The sequence below is a fragment of the Tateyamaria omphalii genome, assembly GCF_001969365.1.
In the GTDB taxonomy this organism is placed as follows: domain Bacteria; phylum Pseudomonadota; class Alphaproteobacteria; order Rhodobacterales; family Rhodobacteraceae; genus Tateyamaria; species Tateyamaria omphalii_A.
Genome location: NZ_CP019312.1, coordinates 135290 through 155111, shown reverse-complemented (window position 1 = coordinate 155111; position 19822 = coordinate 135290). Strand labels below are relative to the sequence as shown.

At 62.0% G+C, this 19822-nt stretch carries 19 protein-coding genes; 9 read left to right on the top strand and 10 right to left on the bottom strand.

Annotated elements, in window-relative coordinates; all coding sequences use genetic code 11:
- Positions 1-77: 77 nt before the first annotated feature.
- The 3 genes from BWR18_RS00725 to BWR18_RS00715 are packed head-to-tail and all read left to right on the top strand — an operon-like array spanning position 78 to position 4113.
- Positions 78-1238: an acyl-CoA dehydrogenase family protein gene (locus BWR18_RS00725; RefSeq protein WP_076626226.1), complete on the top strand. Its 1161-nt coding sequence runs from the start codon at positions 78-80 to the stop codon at positions 1236-1238.
- Position 1239: 1 nt separating this feature from the next.
- The gene (locus tag BWR18_RS00720; protein WP_083957591.1) at positions 1240-3330 is read left to right on the top strand and encodes an acetate--CoA ligase family protein; all 2091 of its coding nucleotides are present in this window, start codon (positions 1240-1242) and stop codon (positions 3328-3330) included.
- Positions 3331-3333: 3 nt separating this feature from the next.
- Positions 3334-4113, top strand: coding sequence for a carnitinyl-CoA dehydratase (locus BWR18_RS00715; protein ID WP_076626224.1), 780 nt, complete (start codon positions 3334-3336; stop codon positions 4111-4113).
- Here BWR18_RS00715 and BWR18_RS00710 read toward each other — a convergent pair.
- Positions 4110-5420, bottom strand: coding sequence for a cytochrome-c peroxidase (locus tag BWR18_RS00710; RefSeq protein WP_076626222.1), 1311 nt, complete (start codon positions 5418-5420; stop codon positions 4110-4112). The genes BWR18_RS00715 and BWR18_RS00710 overlap by 4 nt on opposite strands.
- Between BWR18_RS00710 and BWR18_RS00705 the strand changes: the two genes are divergently transcribed.
- Positions 5421-5891 (top strand): tetratricopeptide repeat protein, encoded by a 471-nt coding sequence (locus BWR18_RS00705; protein ID WP_076626221.1) that lies wholly within the window; start codon positions 5421-5423, stop codon positions 5889-5891.
- 236 nt (positions 5892-6127) lie between these two features.
- Here BWR18_RS00705 and BWR18_RS00700 read toward each other — a convergent pair whose 3' ends face one another.
- Positions 6128-6892: an isocitrate lyase/PEP mutase family protein gene (locus tag BWR18_RS00700; RefSeq protein ID WP_076630033.1), complete on the bottom strand. Its 765-nt coding sequence runs from the start codon at positions 6890-6892 to the stop codon at positions 6128-6130.
- A gap of 346 nt (positions 6893-7238) precedes the next feature.
- Between BWR18_RS00700 and BWR18_RS00695 the strand changes: the two genes are divergently transcribed.
- A complete protein-coding gene (locus BWR18_RS00695; RefSeq protein WP_076626220.1) occupies positions 7239-8075 on the top strand; it encodes a penicillin-binding transpeptidase domain-containing protein in 837 nt (278 codons plus the stop codon).
- 109 nt (positions 8076-8184) lie between these two features.
- Positions 8185-8652, top strand: a complete 468-nt coding sequence (locus BWR18_RS00690; RefSeq protein ID WP_076626219.1) for a hypothetical protein — start codon at positions 8185-8187, stop codon at positions 8650-8652.
- A gap of 77 nt (positions 8653-8729) precedes the next feature.
- On the opposite strand, the gene BWR18_RS00685 is transcribed toward BWR18_RS00690, so the two are convergent.
- The 6 genes from BWR18_RS00685 to BWR18_RS00660 all read right to left on the bottom strand — a co-directional run bounded on the left by BWR18_RS00685 (position 8730) and on the right by BWR18_RS00660 (position 14525).
- On the bottom strand, positions 8730-9788 hold the full coding sequence (locus BWR18_RS00685; protein ID WP_076626218.1) for a TRAP transporter substrate-binding protein: 1059 nt from the start codon (positions 9786-9788) through the stop codon (positions 8730-8732).
- A 32-nt stretch (positions 9789-9820) separates the two neighbouring features.
- Positions 9821-11293 carry a TRAP transporter large permease gene (locus BWR18_RS00680; protein WP_076626216.1) on the bottom strand — a complete coding sequence of 491 codons (1473 nt, stop codon included), beginning with the start codon at positions 11291-11293 and terminating at the stop codon, positions 9821-9823.
- 1 nt (position 11294) lies between these two features.
- A complete protein-coding gene (locus tag BWR18_RS00675) occupies positions 11295-11879 on the bottom strand; it encodes a TRAP transporter small permease (RefSeq protein WP_076626215.1) in 585 nt (194 codons plus the stop codon).
- A gap of 89 nt (positions 11880-11968) precedes the next feature.
- Complete coding sequence (locus tag BWR18_RS00670; protein ID WP_076626213.1) at positions 11969-12481, bottom strand: flavin reductase family protein; 513 nt, start codon at positions 12479-12481, stop codon at positions 11969-11971.
- Complete coding sequence (locus tag BWR18_RS00665) at positions 12481-13371, bottom strand: aldo/keto reductase (RefSeq protein ID WP_076626211.1); 891 nt, start codon at positions 13369-13371, stop codon at positions 12481-12483. Before BWR18_RS00665 ends, BWR18_RS00670 begins: the two co-directional genes overlap by 1 nt.
- Positions 13371-14525, bottom strand: a complete 1155-nt coding sequence (locus BWR18_RS00660; RefSeq protein WP_076626210.1) for an LLM class flavin-dependent oxidoreductase — start codon at positions 14523-14525, stop codon at positions 13371-13373. The genes BWR18_RS00665 and BWR18_RS00660 overlap by 1 nt, the downstream gene beginning before the upstream one ends.
- 102 nt (positions 14526-14627) lie before the next feature.
- On the opposite strand from BWR18_RS00660, the gene BWR18_RS00655 reads away from it, so the two are divergent.
- The 3 genes from BWR18_RS00655 (at position 14628) to BWR18_RS00645 (ending at position 17395) form a co-directional block, all read left to right on the top strand.
- Entirely contained in the window at positions 14628-15338 is a 711-nt protein-coding gene (locus tag BWR18_RS00655) for a GntR family transcriptional regulator (RefSeq protein ID WP_076626208.1), read from the top strand.
- A gap of 11 nt (positions 15339-15349) precedes the next feature.
- Positions 15350-16450, top strand: a complete 1101-nt coding sequence (locus tag BWR18_RS00650; RefSeq protein WP_302622826.1) for a Gfo/Idh/MocA family protein — start codon at positions 15350-15352, stop codon at positions 16448-16450.
- 87 nt (positions 16451-16537) lie between these two features.
- Complete coding sequence (locus tag BWR18_RS00645; protein ID WP_076626206.1) at positions 16538-17395, top strand: SDR family oxidoreductase; 858 nt, start codon at positions 16538-16540, stop codon at positions 17393-17395.
- On the opposite strand, the gene BWR18_RS00640 is transcribed toward BWR18_RS00645, so the two are convergent.
- Positions 17392-18711, bottom strand: coding sequence for a GH1 family beta-glucosidase (locus BWR18_RS00640; protein WP_076626205.1), 1320 nt, complete (start codon positions 18709-18711; stop codon positions 17392-17394). The two genes, BWR18_RS00645 and BWR18_RS00640, sit on opposite strands and share 4 nt — an antisense overlap.
- Before the next feature lie 2 nt (positions 18712-18713).
- The gene (locus BWR18_RS00635; RefSeq protein WP_076626203.1) at positions 18714-19751 is read right to left on the bottom strand and encodes a LacI family DNA-binding transcriptional regulator; all 1038 of its coding nucleotides are present in this window, start codon (positions 19749-19751) and stop codon (positions 18714-18716) included.
- Positions 19752-19822: the final 71 nt, after the last annotated feature.

The window sequence follows — 19822 nt, the reverse complement described above, 5'->3', positions numbered from 1 at the left end:
ATCAACACCTAATACGGCACAGCGCATTTGCGCAAGTCGCCGTCAGATTGCGGAGTCACGAAAGGGGATGGACCCGCATGCAGTTTGGCCTGACCGAAGAGCAAGACATGATCGTCTCGACGGTGCGCAGCTTTGTCGAGAACGAGATCTATCCCCACGAGGCAGAAGTTGAGCGCACGGGTCAAGTCCCGCAAGCGCTGGGGGAAGAGATCAAGCGCAAAGTCATCGACATTGGCTTTTACGCCTGCAACTTCCCCGAAGAGGTTGGCGGCGCGGGTCTCAGTCACCTCGATTTCACCCTCGTCGAGCGCGAGTTGGGGCGCGGGTCGATGGCGTTGACCCATTTCTTTGGCCGCCCGCAGAACATCCTGATGGCCTGCAACGAGGACCAGCGCGACCGCTACCTGCTGCCTGCCGTGCGCGGCGAAAGGATGGACGCGCTGGCGATGACCGAACCCGATGCCGGATCGGACGTGCGCGGCATGAAATGCACCGCCGTGCGCGATGGCGGCGATTGGGTCATCAACGGGTCCAAGCACTTCATCTCGGGGGCCGAGCACGCGGATTTTTTCATCGTGTTCATCGCCACAGGCGTTGACGACACACCCAAGGGCCCGAAGAAACGGATCACAACCTTTCTTGTGGACCGCGGCACGCCGGGGTTCGAAGTGCGCGACGGATACAACTCGGTCAGCCACAAGGGATACAAGAACTTCATCCTTTACTTCGACGACTGTCGCCTGCCTGACGCGCAGGTTCTAGGTGAGGTCGACGGCGGGTTCGCCGTGATGAACGAATGGCTTTATGCCACCCGTTTGACCGTGGCGGCGTTTTCCGTCGGCCGCGCGCGCCGCTGTTTTGACTATGCGTTGAGCTACGCGGCAGAACGCAAGCAATTCGGCCAACCCATCGGCAAGTTCCAGGGCGTCGGCTTCCAGATCGCCGATATGATCACCGAGATTGACGCCGCCGACTGGCTCACGCTCGCCGCCGCCTGGCGGCTGGATCAGGGCCTGCCCGCGAACCGCGAAATCGCGTCGGCCAAGCTGTATGCCTCGGAAGCGTTGGCACGTGTGACCGATACGACCCTGCAGATCTATGGCGGTATGGGTCTGATGGACGACTTCCCCATCGAACGCTTTTGGCGGGACGCGCGGGTCGAACGCATTTGGGACGGCACAAGTGAGATCCAGCGTCACATCATCAGCCGTGATCTATTGCGACCATTCGGCGCCTAAGATGGTTTCGTGTACGTCAATTCCATACGATGAGAACGAGGGGCCAGCCCCTCGTGCTCCCCGAAGTATTTCCGGCCAGAAGAAAAGGCAATTGGCCCGTCTGTTGCGCCCCAAATCCATAGCTGTGGTTGGTGGCGGCGTGTGGTGTGCATCGGTGATTGCACAGGCCGAAGCCTTTGGGTTCGATGGGGCAATATGGCCTGTACACCCAGCGAAGGCGATGATTGGCGGGCACGGGGCGTTTCCGTCTGTCGATGACCTGCCATCTGCGCCCGATGCCGCATTTGTCGGTGTGAACAGGGCCGCAACTGTGGAGGTTGTTGGCGCCCTGGCAAGGATCGGCGCAGGCGGCGCGGTCTGTTTCGCCTCCGGCTTTTCCGAGGCGGAAGGCGAAGATACAGAGGGCGCGAGATTGCAGGACCGCTTGATCGCAGCGGCAGGCGACATGCCGATACTCGGCCCCAACTGCTATGGCTTCATAAATGCAGTCGATCAGGCCCTGCTCTGGCCCGATCAACATGGCTGCACGCCCGTTGACCGGGGCGTGGCAATCCTGACACAAAGCTCGAACATCGCGATCAACCTGACGATGCAGCAGCGCGCGCTGCCCATTGCTTACGCGATCACCTGCGGGAACATGGCGCAAACCAGCCAGGCGGAGCTGGCGCTGGCGCTGTTGGACGACCCGCGCGTCACCGCCATCGGCCTGCATGTCGAAGGGTTCGGCGCGCTGCGGGAGTGGGAGGCATTGGCAGAACGGGCCCACGCGCGCGGCGTGCCGCTGGTGGCCCTCAAGGTCGGCGCGTCCGAACAGGCGCGGATTGCGACCATCTCGCACACCGCCTCACTCGCCGGGTCAGACACAGGCGCGCGGGCCTTTCTGGATCGGCTGGGCGTTGCGCGGGTTGACGCACTGCCGGATCTCTTGGAAACACTGAAACTGCTCCATCTGAACGGCCCGGTGCAGGCCCCCGGCATTGCCTCCATCAGCTGTTCGGGGGGTGAGGCGAGCCTTGTGGCGGACATGGCTCAAGAGATGAAGCTGTCTTTTCCGCAATTGACGCAAAGCCAAACAACAGCACTCCGCGACACCCTCGGTCCCATGGTCGCCTTGGCGAACCCATTGGATTATCATACCTATATTTGGCGTGACGCGGACCGGATGGCGCAGGCTTGGGCCGCAATGACAGGTGACGGAATCGGGATGACCCTGTCCATTGTCGACTACCCGACGACGGATGCCGCCGACTGGTCCTGTACGGTCGATGCGGCGATTGCAGCCCGGGCAATGTCCGGCGCGCCTTTCGGAGTTGTGGCGACATTGCCGGAGTTGATGCCGCCCGACACAGCAAAGCAACTGGCGGCAGGTGGGGTGGTTCCTTTCCACGGGTTGCGCGAGGCTCTGGCAGCCATTGCCGCCGCGCGGCAGACCAACGCACCAGATCCATCACCGGTCTGCCTGCCCGGCACAGCCGTGGCCGAAACGGTCCTGACAGAGGCGGAGGCAAAGGCGGTACTGTCGTCTTACGGGCTTGATATTCCACGGAATTGCGAAACGGCAAGCACCTGTGCCGACAAGGTGGGCCAGACATTGCCGGGGCCGTTCGCTGTGAAGGGCGTCGGCCTCGCGCATAAGACAGACGCGAACGCGGTGCGTCTCCATGTGCAGGCCGATGACCTGCTTGTTGTCGCGGCGGACATTGGTACGCTCACTGTCCTGGTCGAGGAGATGGTGGACGACGGCGTAGCCGAACTGCTGCTTGGCATCATACGTGATCCGGCGCATGGGTTTGTCCTGACCGTCGGGGCCGGTGGCGTGCTGACAGAGGTGATGCAGGACACCGCTCACTTGTTGCTGCCGGTCCGCGCAGCGGATATCGACACCGCATTGAACCGCCTGCGCAGCGCCCCTCTGCTGAATGGCTACCGCGGCAAACCGGCGGCAGACAGGCGGGCCATTGTGGATGCGGTTCTGGCACTCCAGAGCTACGTCCTTGCTCATGCCGAAACCGTCAGTGAGGTTGAGGTGAACCCGCTGATCTGCACCCCTACACGCGCGGTTGCCGTCGACGCGCTGATACGAAAGGCCTGAGCCATGAGCCCCATAAAAACAAGGCGCGAGGGCGCGATACTGGAAGTCACGCTGGACCGGCCAAAGGCCAATGCGATCGACCTTGCGACCAGTCGGGTCATGGGCGAAACCTTCATGGCGTTCCGGGACGATCCAGAGCTGCGCGTGGCGATTGTGACGGGCGCGGGCGAGAAATTCTTTTCCCCCGGTTGGGACCTGAAGGCGGCTGCGGATGGTGACGCGGTGGATGGCGATTATGGCGTCGGTGGCTTTGGTGGCTTGCAGGAATTGCGCGGGCTCAACAAGCCGGTGATTGCCGCCGTGAACGGGATTGCCTGCGGCGGTGGATTAGAGCTGGCGTTGAGTGCAGACATGATCCTCGCCGCCGATCACGCCACCTTTGCCCTGCCTGAAATACGGTCGGGTACGGTGGCCGATGCCGCCAGCATCAAATTGCCCAAGCGCATACCCTATCACATCGCGATGGAGCTTTTGTTGACCGGTCGCTGGTTCGATGCCGAGGAAGCGTATCGCTGGGGGCTGGTCAATGAAATCTTTCCAGCGCAAGGACTTATGGACCGAGCGTGGGAGCTTGCCCGGCTGATCGCCTCTGGTCCACCGCTGGTTTATGCAGCCATCAAAGAGGTGGTGCGCGATGCCGAGGATTCGAAGTTTCAGGATGCGATGAATCGCATCACCAACAGCCAACTGCCGACGGTCGAAAAACTGTATCGATCCGAAGATCAGTTGGAAGGCGCCCGCGCCTTCGCGGAAAAGCGCGATCCGGTGTGGAAAGGGCGCTAGGGCGTAAGGCGCGGATCGACCGGAAGACCGCTTGGGACGGACGCGGGAACGCCCAGCTTGTCCTCATGCGCTGAACGGCCGGTCAGGGCCTCCAGAAAAGCAACTATGGCGTCGATGCCTGCATCGCTCATCAGGTTGGGCTGCAACGTGATGGCGGCGCGTTGACGTGCGATTTCGCGGCTGTCTTGCCAGACCATGAAATCGACGTGCGCGAGCCACGGGACATCCGGCAGGGCGGCCATATCGGGTGTCCACGTCTCGAACCCGCGCGCCGGGTCTAGATGGTGGCGCACGATCCCTTCGAGCGTGGGATAAGCGCCGTTGTGTCCGTAAGGTGCTGTAAGAGCAACGTTTCTGAGCATCGGCGTCTTGAAGGCGTAGGCGTCTTCCAGCGCGTCGCTTTCGCCCATGCGGCCCACATCGCGCACCATTGGATCGAAGCGGCGCGTGCGGCCCGGACCGAATGGGGGCAATCCGATGGCGTGGAACTGCTGATCGGTCATCAACGGACCGGCGTGACAGGTGCTGCACTTGGCCTTGCCGTAGAACAGCGCCATGCCTGCCTTTTCCATGGATTCCAGCGCGGTTTCATCGCCTGCGAGATATGCGTCGAACGGGCTGTCGAAGCTGGTCCATTCCCAGATCATAAAGGCGCTGAGTGCGTTGGCGATGTCGGCGATGGTGATGTCTTCGGCGGTCATGATGTGGTCGTAGGCGCCCGCGAAGCCTTCGGCATAGGCCGGAATGTGACGGACGCGATCAGAGAGGATGGGCCACGCGTAGTCCATACGTTGGTGGATGGCGCCTGCAACTTCGTTTTCCTTGGGGTTTCCGGCCATCTCGAATTGGGCGACGAGGGGGAAAATTGCTTGTGCGGCCAATAGGTTATCCAGCCCTTCGGGCAGCCATTCCTCGGCCGGGGAATTGAAACCATTCTCATAGGTGTCAGCCACGCTGAGACGTCCATCGTGGAAGATCGTATGCAGATCGCGGGCGCCGAGGTTCCATAGGCCGGGCGCATTCCGGGGGATGCGTTTGCGGATGCGATTTTCGCCCGTGCCTGCCGTCCGCTCGGCCCCCAATCCTTCGCCCCCTTCCCCGATTCCAAGGCTCAGGCCGTCGGCAGTGCCAAGGTCAGGATGGTGGCAGGTGGAACAGGCGATATTGCGGTTGCCTGACAGGATGCGATCATAGAACAGCAGCTGGCCGAGTTTGGCTTGCGCGGGGTCGACGGCGATGAAATCATCAGGTGTCAAAGGACGCGGCAGATCATCGGCGAAGGCCGGTACCGCAGCGAGGAGGACCACATGCGCAAACTTGCCATAGCCCTTGTTTTTATGGCCTTTCCGGCATTTGCAGAGATCGAGGAAGCGCGCGATCTGATGGAGGCTGGCGACTACAAGGCGGCCTATGACGCGCTGTGGCCCGCGGCCCGGTCCGGCAACGCGGATGCCGAGGAACTGATCGGTGTCATGTACGCTTTGGGCCTGGGGGTTGAGCGCGACGATGAGCGTGCGTTTGAGTGGTATTTGCGGTCGTCGATGAAGGGGCATCCGGGCGCGCAATCCGGGGTCGGATGGTACTATGAGGTCGGGCGCGGGATGCCTGCGCCTGATCTTGTCCGGGCCTATATGTGGTACACCTTGAGCGCCATCGGCGGCGACCCGGATGCGGCGATTTCGCTGGAGGAAGTGGTCAAGAAAATGACCAAGGACGAGATTGATCGGGCGCATATTCTGGTCGCTGATTACAAGGTGTGGATGTATCCGTTTCGGTGAGTTTGGCAGCGGATGCGGGCCTTGGGAAGCCTTGTCGCCGTACGGATGCGTTAAGGGGGCGTACGGCGTCAAAATCAGTTCAAATTCGTAGAAATGTACATTTTGGACCCCAAACCGCGCATGTTGTCGTACCGCCACTGGCCAAAACTTGGTTCACATTTGGCCTGCGTTGCCGTTTGAACATCGCTGGTTACTTTTTTGTTAGGAAAAGGCGGGGGGAACCCCGCCCTAGCGCCTCAGCTGGCTGCTGCGGCGGTGTACCCCTCGGCCGCTTGCGTCATGGCGGTGGCGAAGGGGCCAGGACCGTAGCTGGCGCGGGCTACGCCGAGTGCTGCGACCTCTGACACTGATCCCAGCGCGCCGCGCATCATCACGTTGACAGGCAGATCTGTGGCGGTGCAGATTCGTTCGATCATGGCGTGATCGGTCAGGCCGGGGATGAAGAAGCCGCTGGCGCCCGCGTCAGCGTAAGCGGCGGCGCGGTCGGTCGCTTCGGCCACATGATCGGCGTGGGCGTCGGGTTTCGATTTCAGAAACAGGTCGGTGCGCGCGTTGATGAAGAGCGGGACTTTCGCAGCATCGGCAGCCGCACGCACGGCCTTGATGCGGGCAACCTGAGTGTCGATGGGGTGCAGACCTTCGCCGCCGACCACCTGATCTTCGAAATTCAGGCCGATGGCCCCGGTGCCGATCAGGGCGGCGATGTTGTGCGCCAGCGCTTCGGGTTCGACAGCATAGCCCCCCTCGAAGTCGATTGAGACCGGCACATCGACGCAATCCGCGATCCGCTGGGCGATGGGCAACAGCACGTCGAGCGGGATCTGTTCGCCATCGGGAAAGCCCTGCGCCTCGGCCACGGACCAACTGCCGGTTGCGATGGCCGCCGCCCCTGCCCCGGCGACCGCCTTGGCCGATCCTGCGTCCCAGATGTTGTAGATCACCACCGGCGTGCCGGGAACGTGAAGAGCGGCAAAGGCTGTGGCTTTGTCAGTTTGGGACATTGGTGGCACCTGTTTGGTTGATGTCTGTGGCAGCAGCATTGCGTGGCTGCACGGCGGGGGCAAGTGGGTGGCAGTATCTGTTGCGCTGTCCGATCCGCGCGTTGCCTTCGGTGTTTGTAGGGTCCGCCGGTGACGCGAAGCATACACCTACTGGGCGAATTCTGGCTCACGGTGGATGTCATTTCATGCGGCCCACTTGCGGTGTCATGGGGGCGATTTTACTTACCGCCATGGCCTGCCATCGGTGCCCTATCTCAAGGGCGAGACCCATTGTTGGCAGGCTATGTATTGGTAAAACCGCTTCAATCCTATTTTTCCAAAACTCCTCCCTCAAGGAAATCAACACATGAGCAGTTCGTCCTTCATGCAAGTGTTCGGGGCCGCAACAGCGCGTCTGTTCGCTTTGTCCGGTCTCGTCTTTTTCGCTTCGGGTGCGGTGGCTGACCCTATCGACGTGTCCGATACTGTCGCGGCGGCAGGCGTCCAGGTTACTGCGTCAACAATTGTGGTGCGTCGCCTGTCGGACAACCAGATGTGGGTGAGCAATGCGGACCGGTCCAACCAGCGCTATTCCCCCGCCTCGACGTCCAAGATCCCGCACACACTGATTGCCCTGCAAACAGGGGTCGCCCAGCCCGACACCGTGTTCGAATGGGACGGCAAGCGCCGCACATTTGACGGGTGGAACCGTGATCACAGCCTGAGTTCGGCGTTCCCGAATTCCGTTGTCTGGGTGTATCAGGAGATTGCTCGTCGCGTCGGATTGGCGGGCATGACCGAATGGCTTGGTCGTTTCGACTACGGCAATGCCGAGGCGGGAACCGAGGCGACACTGACGACCTACTGGTTGGATGACACGCTGCAGATTTCAGCTGTAGAGCAGACGGACTTCCTGAAACGGCTGTCAAGGCGCGACCTATCGCTGTCCGATGAAACCTACTCCGCTGCCGATACGATCATGCAATCGGATGCGGGCGACGGTTGGACCATGTACAGCAAGACAGGCTGGCGTTTTCGCAGAGATGGCATGGATATCGGGTGGTATGTTGGCTGGCTACGTTGCAGCGCGGAGACCTATCTTTTCGCGTTCAATTTGGACATGCCGGACCGCTCTTACGTCGACTTGCGACGCTCGACCTCATACGCGGTGCTGGAGGCCATGGGCGCATTCGACTGTCCGTGATCGGTTGTGCAGCGGCGCGGTAAGGACGTAGCCGATCGGACACGAAGAGCGTTTCCGAGTGGCCCTGCTCCGCTACCGCCGGGTTACGTTTTTTGGTAGGATCGTAGGCATGCATGACATTGAGCTGTCCACCTTTCTTGATGCGCCGCCGGACCGTGTGTGGGACGCACTACACACCCCGCGGCTTTTGTCCTTTGTGGCGCATCCGATCCTGCGCTTTGATCCCGTCGAGCCCGCGCAATTGCCCGAGCGATGGGTGGATGGCGACTATATCGTCAGGATGACGTGGCGCGGGGTCGTTCCGCTTGGTCGGCAGGTCATCCGCATTTCGCATCCCGAGGGCGCGGAGGGCGTGCGGTATATCCGGGACAACGGGTCAAGCGCGATCATCCGGCGGTGGGATCATCTGGTGTCCGTGGCACCGGAGGGTGCAGGCACCCGCTACACCGACCGGGTTACCATTGAGGCGGGTGTGCTGACGTGGGCTGTGGCGCGGTTTGCGCGGTCGTTTTACGCGCATCGGCAAAGGCGGTGGCGGCAGTTGGTGGCGCACGGGTTTGACTACGCGGCGGTGTGATGCAGTCAGGTGCTATTCGCATGAAAGAGGCCGCCCCGGATAGGACGGCCCAATCGTAAGGTGGATCTTGATCCGCCCTAGTTCAGGTCAGCGTCGCGCGCGGCGTTCACTTCTGCTTCGGCGGCGGCCACAGCCTCTTGCAGGGCGGCGAGGATTTCGTCGCCACGGGCCACGTTGGCCACGAACCAGTCGTTGACCGGGGCGGCTGCTTCGGCGAAGGCCGCTTTCTGTTCAGGCGTGGGCACATAGAGGTCACCGCCGCCAGCGACGAAGTCTTCATATGCCTGGATCGACTTGCGCTTGGGCGAGGCGAAGGTCGCCTGTTGCAGCGCATAGAAGCCGTCGACCACGACGCGGCGCATGTCTTCTGGCATAGCCATAAAGTTTTCGTTCGACATCCACCACAGTGCACCCATGTAGGCGTGGCCGTCGAGCGTGACGTATTGCAGGCCCGCATCAGGGAATTTCATGCCCATGATGTCGGTGATGCCGTTTTTCGACCCTTCAACAACGCCGGTCTGGAACGAGGTGAACAGTTCGGGCCACGGGATCGGGGTGGGCGATGCGCCCAGTGCCTTGACCAGTTCCTGCGGCAGGTCGGCGACCACAGTGCGGATTTTCAGCCCCTCCATGTCCGACGGTTCAGCCACGCGGCGTTGCGTGTTGGCGAAGTTGCGCCAGCCGCCGGTGTTGCCGATGGTCATCAGGCGGATTGCGCCACCGGAATCCTCAAGCGCCATGTCGCGCATTGTACGGGTGAAGTCGCCCGACAGGACATGTTCCGCGATGCGGTCATCGGCCATCAGGTACGGCAGATCGAGCACCTGAACGTACGGGAAGATGCCCGAAGCGCCGCCCGAAGTGGAAATGTAGACGTCGATCGAGCCGTCAGCCACGCCCTGCAGGCATTCCGCACCGTTCGAGCAAAGCTGTGTGCCGATGAACAACTCCACCGCGATGGCACCGTTCGAGGCCGCCTCAACATAGTTCTTGAAGACGACGAGGCCGTCATAGTCTTCGTCATTGGTGTTCGAATTGGCGGTGGCGCGGATCGTGTAGTCTTGCGCCGTCGCCATCATGGCCGAGCCTGCGACAAGCGCGGCTGCGGTCAGGGTTTTGAGGGTTGTTTTGAGCATGTGGTTTGGTCCTCCCGGTTCAAAGCTCTGGATTAGTTGGCAAACCCCGTCAGGCGGGGAATGGTCATGGAAATGGCGGGCACATAGGTGATCAGGAAGATCACCGCGATTTCGATTGCAAGGAACGGCAGGATCGCCTTGGCAATCGTTTCGACCTTTTCCCGGCTGACAGCAGCGGCGACGAACAGCACAAGCCCCATGGGCGGCGTTGCCAGCCCCACGGTCAGGTTCACCGACATGATGATGGCGAAATGGATCGGATCCACGCCAAGATCGACGAAAATGGGGCCAAGGATCGGGCCAAGGATGATGATCGCAGGCCCTGCATCGAGGAACATGCCGACGATGAACAGGAGCAGGTTGATCAGGAACAGCAGGACCAGCGGGTTTTCCGACAGCGTGAGGATGAAATCGGCGAGGATTTGAGGCGCGTAGCTGAGCGAGACAACCGTTTTGAACGCGAGCGCCGCGCCGACGAGCAGCAGCACGACGGCGGAGGTCAGACCCGCGCGGCTGAGGATGTCGGGAAGGTCCTTGAGCGACATGGTCCGCAGGACGAAGAAGGCGACAAAGACGGCGTAGGCCACTGCAACCGCGGCCGCTTCGGTTGGGGTAAAGACGCCGCCCAAGATGCCGCCTAGGATCAGGACCGGCGTTTGCAGCGGCACGATGGCGCGTTTGCAGATGGTGCGGAATTCGGATGAGACCTGCGTGCGCAGGGCCAGCATGAGGGCGTGGGCGACCAGCAGTGATGCGATGAAAGTGACCCATGTGAGAAGACCCGTCGTCTCCGGTAGAGGGGCGATGACCCAGATCAGGAGGCCGATATTGAGGCGGACCAGCGCAAAGCTGACCCATTTTTCGAGCGCCCCGAGTTCCACGCCATCAAACTCGACCCGCTTGGCGGCGGGCAGGTCATAGCGGTCCGCGGTGAGGCGGATCATCACCATAAGGCCAACGCCGACCAGGATGCCGGGGACGATACCTGCAAGGAAAAGGGCGGCGACCGATTCCCCCATCACATAGGCGTAGATGATCATGATGCCCGAGGGCGGGATGATCGGGCCGATGACCGAGGACGCGGCGGTGATGGCGGCGGCATAGCGGCGGGTGTAGCCCTCTTTCTCCATCGCGGGGACAAGCATGGAGCCGAGCGCGGAGGTGTCGGCCACGGCAGAGCCCGAGAGCCCTGCGAAGAGGATGGAGGACAGGACGTTCACTTGCGCAAGCCCGCCGCGCAGATGGCCCATGAGCGCTTGGGAGAACTGGACAAGCCGGATCGTGATCCCGCCCTTGTTCATCAACTCGCCCGCCAGCATGAAGAACGGGATCGCCATCAGCGGGAAGCTGTCCATGCCGTTGTAGACGTTGCGGTAGAGCAGCGTGATGTCACGCTCTTGCCCGTTGAGGTAAAGCAGGATGCCGGGGGCGGCGAGCAGGCCGAAGAAGACAGGCAGGCCGATCAGAAGGAACAGCAGAAAGAGCGGCAGGAACCAGATCAGCATATCACTCGCTCCCCGCTGCCATGTCGCCCAGATCGAGGTCGGGCAACTTGTCGCCGCCGCCCATAAGCTCGACCAGTTTGCGCAGGATCAACTCGACATTGACCAAAAGCAGAAGGACCACACCGACAAGAAGTGACAGCATCATCCAGCTGCGCGGCACACGGAACCAACCGTCGAGCGTGGGCAGGTAGAGCGACGCGGTGGCGAAGCGGCCTCCAAAGCCCGTGACCTCGGAAATACCGATGGGCAACGCCACCAGCAGGATCGCAATCGAGATCAGCAGCAGCACGAGACCCAAAATGGCCGCAATGGCGCGCGGCAGCACGCCAGAGATCATGTCGAGTGCCACGAACCCGCCGCGCCGAAAGGCGGTGGGCGCCATGAGCCCGGTCATCCAGAGCATGCAGAACCGTGCGGCCTCATCCGGCCAGGGCAGCGCGTTGTTGAACACATAACGGGCCACGACCTGGATCAGGATCGCAATCACCATGGCCGCAATCGCCACGATACCGATGGCGCGCCCGATCTTGAGCAGGGCGCCGTTCACCCAAGCCAGCGGTGCAAGCACCGTCAGTAACAGACCCATGAAGGGCCCTCCCTTTGTCGGTCGCCCGGCGGTTCGTCCCGCCGTGGCCCATTTTCCGCTTTCACCCCGCGGGCGGGTCGTTTTTCACGTCAGGACGTGACGGAGCCGAAATCGCCCCCGAAGAATGTGAGCGGCTGCCCATCGCGCATTTCGGTGCGCTGGACCTGGCCCACGATGATGACATGGTCTCCCGCGTCATGTGCCGCCACCCTGCGACATTCAAAGCGGGCAAGGCAATGATCAATCAGCGGAACGCCATCTGCGTTCAGCGTGTGGGGGTTATCGTCGAGGACATGCGCGTTGCGGGCTGCCTGTTTGCACAGGTCCCCTTGTTCTGCTGCGAGCACGTGAATGGCGTAGTGAGCGGCGGCTTCGAAATATGGGAAGCGGCGGGCGCTCCTGTCCACCGACCACAGCACAAGGGCGGGATCGAGCGAGACGGAAGAAAAGCTGTTGGCGACGATCGCGATGGGGCCGTCCGTGCTGGGGGCCGTAATCACGGTGACACCTGTTGCGAACTTGCCGAAGGCATCGCGCAACTGGCGGCTGGAATTGGCGTCGGGAGAAAACACTGTGGGTTGCTGTGGGCTTTGCATTGTCATCAGGCCACCTCATGTCCGAGCGCCGCCTCGTAGAGACGGAACCACGTGGGTCGGTCCAACGCAACCCTTGTTGCAGCGCCGATGTTTTTGATCCGGTCAAGATTGTTGGTGCCCATAACCGGAATGATGTTTGCGGGATGCGCCAGCAGGAAGGCTGTGGCGACTGCGGCGCGGTCGACGCCTTGGGCGCTTGCGATGTCGTCCATGACCTTGTGCAGCTTGTCGCTGCCCGTCATCAGACCGCCACCGCCCAGCGGCGACCATGCCATGGGCGGTTGACCGTGCTGCTGGTGAAAGGCGAGGTCGCCGTTCGTGAAGGGGGAGATTTCGCTCAGGCTGATTTCGATCTGGTTGGTGCGCAGTGGCGTTTTCATCGCGGATTGCAGGAGGGTCCAGTCCCAGGGCCGGAAGTTTGAAACGCCCACGGCGCCGACCTTGCCAGACGCCACGGCGTCGTCCAGCGCGGCGCCCGTTTCATGGTGGTCCATGAACGGGTCGGGGCGGTGGATCAGCAAGAGGTCGATGTGGTCGATGGCCATATCGCGCAACGAATTTTCGATGCTTTGCATGATGTGCGCGCGGGAGGTGTCGTAGTATTTGACCGGCGCATCAGCGTAGCGGCCCATGGGGGCGACGATGTCGCATTTGGTCACGATCTCCATCTTGCCGCGCAAGCCGGGGTCAGCCTTGAGCGACGCGCCCAGCACCGCCTCGGCCACATAGCCGCCGTAGATGTCGGCCTGGTCAAAAGTGGTGATCCCCTGATCAAGGCAGGCGTGGATTTTGGCCTGCACATGGGAGGTCGACGTGTCGCTGTCATCGGCCAGCCGCCACATGCCATAGACGATGCGCGAGACATTCAGGGTATCGGATAGGTGGACGCGGTCCATTAGCGGCGCTCTCCTGCGGCGAGTGGTGTTGCTGGCGCCTGTGCGGGCACCCGGCCATAAGCATGGGGCAAAGAACAGGTTTTCAAGTGCGGCATGACGCGGGCGCCGAAATGTTTTGCCTCTTCCAGATGCGGGTAGCCCGAGAAGATGAAGGCGCGAATGCCCATTTTCTGGTAGTCTTCGATCTTGGACATGACCTGATCGGTGGAGCCCACCAGCGCCGCGCCGCAGCCTGACCGCGCACGACCTACGCCGGTCCAAAGCCCCGGTTCGACATAGCCGAACTTGTCCGCAAGCTCGCGCGCCTTCGCCTGATGAGCAACGCCCAGCGATGTGCTGTCGAGTGCCCGGTCGCGGATCAGCTGGCCATACTCATCATCCAACTTGGACACGATGTAATCTGCATATTCGCGCGCTTCAGCTTCGGTGTCGCGCACGATCATGTGGACCCGCAGACCGTAGTCGAGCGTGCGGTCGTATTTCTCGGCCACTGCGTTCACGTCGCGCATGCGCTGCGCGATGTTGTCCTTGGGCTCCGGCCACATCAGGTAGACATCGCAATGCTGGCCGCAGAGTTCGAGCGCGGAAGGGCTATACCCCCCGAAATAGAGGAGCGGGCCGCCAGACTGGTAGGGGCGCACGGGGTCAGTGGTAAGGCCCTGGAAATTGTAAACCTCGCCCTCGTAATTGATCTCATCCCGGGTCCACGCCTGTTTCAGGATTTCGACCACTTCGCGCGAGCGTTGATACCGGTAGTCGCTATCGGCCTTTTCGCCGGGGAAGTCCGACGAGATGATATTCACCGTCAGGCGACCTTCGAGCATGTGATCGAGCGTGGCGATGGTGCGCGCCAGCATGACCGGCTGCATCTCGCCACAGCGCACGGCGGCCAAAAGGTTGATCTTGGAGGTGATCGGCGCGCAGCCCGCGACGAAGGACAGCGTATCCTGCCCCACTTGATACGACGATGGGCAGAGGATGTTGCGGAAGCCCTGCACCTCGGCCTCCTTAACGATATCAGAACAATGTGCCCAGCTTGACCGCAAGCCGCCGTCGGGTACGCCAAGGAACTGGTAGTCGTCCGAGCACAGCGCCGAAAACCAGGACACTTCTGCCGCGTCTAGGTCTGGGGATGTGATGGGGACGATAGTCATCGGCGCACTTTCCGCTTGGGTCAACTTGACACTTGCGTAACACTGTCATTGATGTAGATCAATGGTGTATCAATTTTAACATCCTGCCCGCACAAACATCACGTGACCAGCCCCCGCCAAACCCCGCATGCGCTGCCGATCTATGTGCAGATTGCCGAGCTTCTGACCCGCGACATTGTGGCGGGCCGCTTGATCGACGGCGAACGGCTGCCGCCCGAGAGGGACATGGCAGCCGAGTTGGGCGTGAGCGTCGGCACACTGCGCAAGGCCCTGCGCGACATGGGCGACAAGGGGCTGGTCGAGAGCGTTCAGGGGTCGGGCAACTACATCCGGGCGGGCGGCGACACGGGCACCGTCTATGCGATGTTCCGGCTGGAGCTGCTGGAGGGCGGCGGGTTACCACGGGCGCGGGTGCTGTCGATGGACCTCATGGACAAGCCCGTCGATCTGCCCGCCTTCGGAACCGCGCGGCAGGCCACACGCATCCGGCGGTTGCGGTCGCTGAATGACACAATCATGGCTGTGGAGGAAATTTGGCTCGATGCGGACGCGGGCCTCGTGTCCGAAGCGACGATGTCCGAATCCCTTTACGCCACCTATCGCAAGGAACTGGGTCTGTGGATTCGGCTGGCCGAGGACCGGGTGTCGCTTGGTCCCGTGCCGGACTGGGCACCTGACGCCTACGCTCCGCGCCCCGGAGATACGGTGGGGTATATCGAGCGATTGAGCTGGGCGGACGCAGCGGCACCCATTGAATTTTCCCGCACATGGTACGACCCCGCGCGGGCCGTTTATGTGCAACGAATGAAGTGAAGGAACGACGCTTGGAACAGGTACGCTACGGCATCATCGGATGCGGCATGATGGGGCAGGAACACATGCGCAATATCGCGCTGCTGCCCGAGACAAGCGTGGCCGCGTTCTATGAACCGGATGACGGGATGGCGGCGCGGGCGTCGGCGATTGCGCCTGCGGCAACGCGCGTGGGATCCGTGCAGGCGTTGCTGGCCGTGAAAGAGCTGGACTGCCTGCTGATCGTCAGCCCGAACCACTGCCATATTGCTCAGATGGAGGAGATCGCCGCCACACGCGCCCTGCCCCTGCTGGTCGAAAAGCCACTGTTCACGGACCCTGGGGATGCCGCAAAGCTGGCGGCGTTCCGCGACAGTTATCCCGCGCCGATCTGGGTGGCGATGGAGTATCGGTACATGCCGGTGATCGCGCAGTTTCTTGAAAAGGCTGCCGACGCAACCGGTGGGATCAAGCAACTCTCCGTGCGCGAGCACCGCTTTCCGTTTCTGGAGAAGGTCGGCGATTGGAACCGCTTCAACCGCTACACCGGCGGGACTTTCGTCGAAAAATGCTGCCACTTCTTTGACCTGATGCGGCTGGCGATGGGGGCGGAGCCGCTGCGCGTCATGGCCTCGGCCGCGCAGGCTGTGAACCATCTGGACGAAGATTACGACGGCGCGGTGCCAGACATCATCGACAGCGGATATGCCATCGTCGATTTCGACAACGGCACGCGCGCGATGCTCGAATTGTGCATGTTCGCCGAAGGCTCCGCCTATCAGGAAGAACTGTCTGCCGTCGGCCCCGCGGGCAAGATCGAGGCGTTTGTCCCCGGTCCGGGCCGTTTCTGGCCAGACCATCTGGGCGCTGCCCCGGTCGCCAAGCTGGTGACATCGCCGCGCCATCCGCAGGGACCGATGACACATGATATCCCGGTTGATCCGACGTTGCTTGAGGCGGGCGATCACAACGGGTCGACCTTTTACCAGCATCAACGCTTTGCCGCGGTCGTCCGGGGTCAGGGCACGCCGGAGGTTACGCTGGCCGATGGCTGGGCCGCCGTGGCAATGGGCATGGCCGCGCAGGAAAGCGCGCGCACAGGGCAGGCTGTCGATCCCCGGCAGTGGATGTAGGACAGCCCTTGCCATAGGCGCCGGTTTGACTGTCGGGCGCGCCGCACCGCATGGCAGCGATGAGCCCGAAATCGAGGAGATGCGCCCATGTCGAAAGTCGTTCTGATCACCGGGTGTTCCTCGGGCCTTGGGATTTCATTGGCGGTGCACGCGGCGCAGGCCGGGCACCGCGTCTACGCCACCATGCGCAATCTGTCCAAACGCGGGGCACCGGATGACGCAGCGAAGGCGGCCCGGGTCACTGTGAACGTCTCGCAGCTCGACGTGCAGGACAGCGCCTCGGTCGCAGCTTGTGTGGATGAGGTGATACGGGCCGAAGGGCAGGTCGATGTTTTGATCAATAATGCAGGTGCCGGGTTTGTCCGTTCGACCGAACAGGCGAGCGAAGACGACATCAACTGGGTCATGGACGTGAATTTCATGGGCGTTGTGCGCTGCACCAAGGCGCTGATCGCCCAATTCCGCGAGCGGCGGGCCGGGCATGTCATCACAATCTCGTCTGCTGGCCGACTGGTCGGCCAGCTGTTCAACGAGATTTACTGTGCCGCCAAGTTTGCCGTCGAGGGGTACATGGAGGCGATGTCATCCTATATCTCACCCCATTTCGGGATCAACTTCACGGTTGTGGAGCCAGGTGGCATCGCGTCGGACTTTGCCGCCAACGTGATGAATCACGTGGAAGAGACCGGCGGGATGCTGGATGACGAATATCTGCCGATCCTGCAGAAATACGTGAGCGGCGCGCAGGAACGGGCCGCTGGTGGCGACATCTACCAGACTGCGGATGAGGTGGCCGCCATCGTGATGGAGTGCATGGCCTCCGATGGCCCGCCCCTTCGGACGCGCACATCAAAATGGGGCGAGGCGTTTTGCGCGCTGAAGACTGACTTGGACCCGGACGGGAAGAAATTGCAGCAGCACGTGGTGGACACGTTTCTGAGCTAGGTCAGGATTTCCTTGAACGCATGCCATGATGCTTTGGGCGTGCGGTCCAGCGTTTCGAAATCGACGTGGACCATGCCGAAGCGTTTTTCGTAGCCAAGCGCCCATTCAAAATTGTCCATGAGTGACCAGGCCATGTAGCCCTGGACCGGCACGCCCTTCGCGATGGCGTCGCGCACCGCTTGTAGATGGCTTTGGAAATAGGCGATACGCGCGTCGTCCTGCACGGCGCCCTTCGTGAGCGTATCGGCATTGGCCATTCCGTTTTCTGTGACATAAAGCGGCAGATCGCCGGTATATTCCGCTGCTGTCCGCACAAGGAAATCGTGCAGACCTTGCGGGTAGACCTCCCACCCCATTTGCGTTTTTTCCAGCGGCCCCTCGACGCTGTGATGGTGGGGCCATGGGCCGTCGTTCGGCGCGAGGATCGAACGGGTGTAGTAGTTGATCCCGGCCCAGTCTAGCGGGACCTTGATGGTGGCCATATCTTCTTGCCAGCGGTCGGGGAAGTGGGGCCCAAGCGCTGCGACAAGGCGGTCGGGATACGTCCCCTTGAACGCGCCCGAGACGAAGAAGTGGTTGTAGTAGTCGTCGTAAAGGGCGGCCGCCTCTGCCGCTTGCGGGCTGTCATCGGCGGGCGCGGCCCATTCCATGTTGAAGACGGCGCCGAGGTTGCCGACCCCCATGCCGCGCATCCGTTCGATGGACGTACCGTGCGCCAGCAGCACGTGGTGCATGGCGCGGGCCGTGGCGCGGATGTCGCGCAGGCCGGGCGCATGGTGGCCGGCGAAGTGGGACAGCCACGACACGCACCAGAATTCGTTGATCGTGGCGACCGAATAGGTGCGATCGCCAATGCGGGCCATCACGGCCTCGGTGAAGTCGCCGAACCAGTGCGCGATATCGCGGTTGCGCCAGCCGCCAAGGTCGGCGAGCGCCGAGGGCAGTTCCCAATGGTAAAGCGTGGCACAGGGTTTGAGGTTGCGTTCCAGCATGGCATCGACAAGCCGGTCGTAGAATTCGAGCCCTTCGCCGTTCACCTTGCGACCGTCCGGCATGACCCTCGCCCAGCTTGTGGAGAAACGGTAGGCGTCGAAACCGCCGTCACGCAGCAGGTCAAGGTCGCTTTCATACCGATGATAATGGTCGCAGGCGCGCGCGCCATCTTCGGCCCGGACCACGTTGCCGGGCGTGGCGGCGAAGTCGTCCCACATCGCGCGCCCTGCGCCACCGTATGCGTGTCCTTCGATCTGGTAGGCAGAGGTTGCGGCCCCGAAGAGAAACCCCTCGGGAAAGTCGGAGCGTTTGTGCGTGAACATGGTCAGTCCTTGGATTTGCCCGGCGCGGGGCCGGTAGAGGTGCCTTCGACAAAGGCGGCCTCCCACAATTCGGTTTCGTGGGGGGCGTGCGGGTCGCGGATGCGGTCAATAAGCATTTGGGCGAGCGTCGCGCCAGCCGTGCGGACAGAAGATTGCCAGGCGGTGAAGACGGGCGTGTCGCCGCCATTGCCGAAATAGCTCAGACAGTCGTCGAAGGTGACGATGGACACGTCCCTGCCCGGGCGTAGGCCCTTTTCATCCAGCGCGCGGCGGATACCCGCGGCACAGATGATCGACGCGACAAGGAAGGCCGTAGGCGGCATGTCGAGGGCCAGCATCTCGTTCGCCTGGCTGTGGCCATAGGCTTCGGTCATCTCGCCCGTGCTCATCAGTGCAGGATCAATATGAAGACCCGCAAAGCGCAGCGAGGATTCGTAACCCGAACGCCGCCGCAGGGCAAAGTCCATGCTTTCCTGCCCGTTGATCAGGGCGATGCGCGTGTGTCCGAGGCTGACAAGATACGAGGTCGCCTCGGAAAAGGCGCGGGTGTTGTTCACGTCGAGCCAGGAATAGGGCGTCGTGACACCAGTGGATCGGCCATGGACGACATAAGGCAGCCCGATCTTGTCCAAGAGCGCCATGCGCGGATCGTTGCGGCGGGGGGCGTGGACCACGATGCCGTCCACAGCGCCGCGTGCGTTGAGATTGAGGTACGTGTCCGCCTCGTCTTCCGCTCCGACGCGCGTGACCATCATGTCATAGCCGTGCGCGGCATATGTCTCGCCCGCACCCGCCATGAAGTCGCCGAAGATGGGGTTCACCATTTCCGCCGAATCGCTGACCGAAATGACGTGGCCGATACACCTGGAGTGTCCGGTGGCGAGACCCTGCGCCCGCGTATTGGGGCTGTAGGCATGGGCCTCGGCTGCCTTTATCACGCGGGCTCGGGTCTTTTCCGATACCTCTGGGTAGCCGTTGAGCGCGCGGCTCACCGTCGTCTGGCTGAGCCCGAGCAGAGATGACAGTTCCTTAAGATTCACAGGGCGATCCGTTCCAAAGCGCTTTCAAAGCTGCACGCTAGCGGCTGGTTGCGCTAACGTCAAAACATCTG

Bases quoted from the DNA above. Each gene is read 5' to 3' on its own strand.
- BWR18_RS00675 (WP_076626215.1), bottom strand. From the start codon at position 11,879: ATGGGTCTGTTACTGACGGTGCTTGCACCGCTGGCTTGGGTGAACGGC.
- BWR18_RS00640 (WP_076626205.1), bottom strand. From the start codon at position 18,711: ATGTTCACGCACAAACGCTCCGACTTTCCCGAGGGGTTTCTCTTCGGG.
- BWR18_RS00715 (WP_076626224.1), top strand. From the start codon at position 3,334: ATGAGCCCCATAAAAACAAGGCGCGAGGGCGCGATACTGGAAGTCACG.
- BWR18_RS00680 (WP_076626216.1), bottom strand. From the start codon at position 11,293: ATGCTGATCTGGTTCCTGCCGCTCTTTCTGCTGTTCCTTCTGATCGGC.
- BWR18_RS00720 (WP_083957591.1), top strand. From the start codon at position 1,240: ATGGTTTCGTGTACGTCAATTCCATACGATGAGAACGAGGGGCCAGCC.
- BWR18_RS00690 (WP_076626219.1), top strand. From the start codon at position 8,185: ATGCATGACATTGAGCTGTCCACCTTTCTTGATGCGCCGCCGGACCGT.
- BWR18_RS00645 (WP_076626206.1), top strand. From the start codon at position 16,538: ATGTCGAAAGTCGTTCTGATCACCGGGTGTTCCTCGGGCCTTGGGATT.
- BWR18_RS00670 (WP_076626213.1), bottom strand. From the start codon at position 12,481: ATGACAATGCAAAGCCCACAGCAACCCACAGTGTTTTCTCCCGACGCC.
- BWR18_RS00660 (WP_076626210.1), bottom strand. From the start codon at position 14,525: ATGACTATCGTCCCCATCACATCCCCAGACCTAGACGCGGCAGAAGTG.
- BWR18_RS00685 (WP_076626218.1), bottom strand. From the start codon at position 9,788: ATGCTCAAAACAACCCTCAAAACCCTGACCGCAGCCGCGCTTGTCGCA.
- BWR18_RS00705 (WP_076626221.1), top strand. From the start codon at position 5,421: ATGCGCAAACTTGCCATAGCCCTTGTTTTTATGGCCTTTCCGGCATTT.
- BWR18_RS00725 (WP_076626226.1), top strand. From the start codon at position 78: ATGCAGTTTGGCCTGACCGAAGAGCAAGACATGATCGTCTCGACGGTG.
- BWR18_RS00665 (WP_076626211.1), bottom strand. From the start codon at position 13,371: ATGGACCGCGTCCACCTATCCGATACCCTGAATGTCTCGCGCATCGTC.
- BWR18_RS00700 (WP_076630033.1), bottom strand. From the start codon at position 6,892: ATGTCCCAAACTGACAAAGCCACAGCCTTTGCCGCTCTTCACGTTCCC.
- BWR18_RS00695 (WP_076626220.1), top strand. From the start codon at position 7,239: ATGAGCAGTTCGTCCTTCATGCAAGTGTTCGGGGCCGCAACAGCGCGT.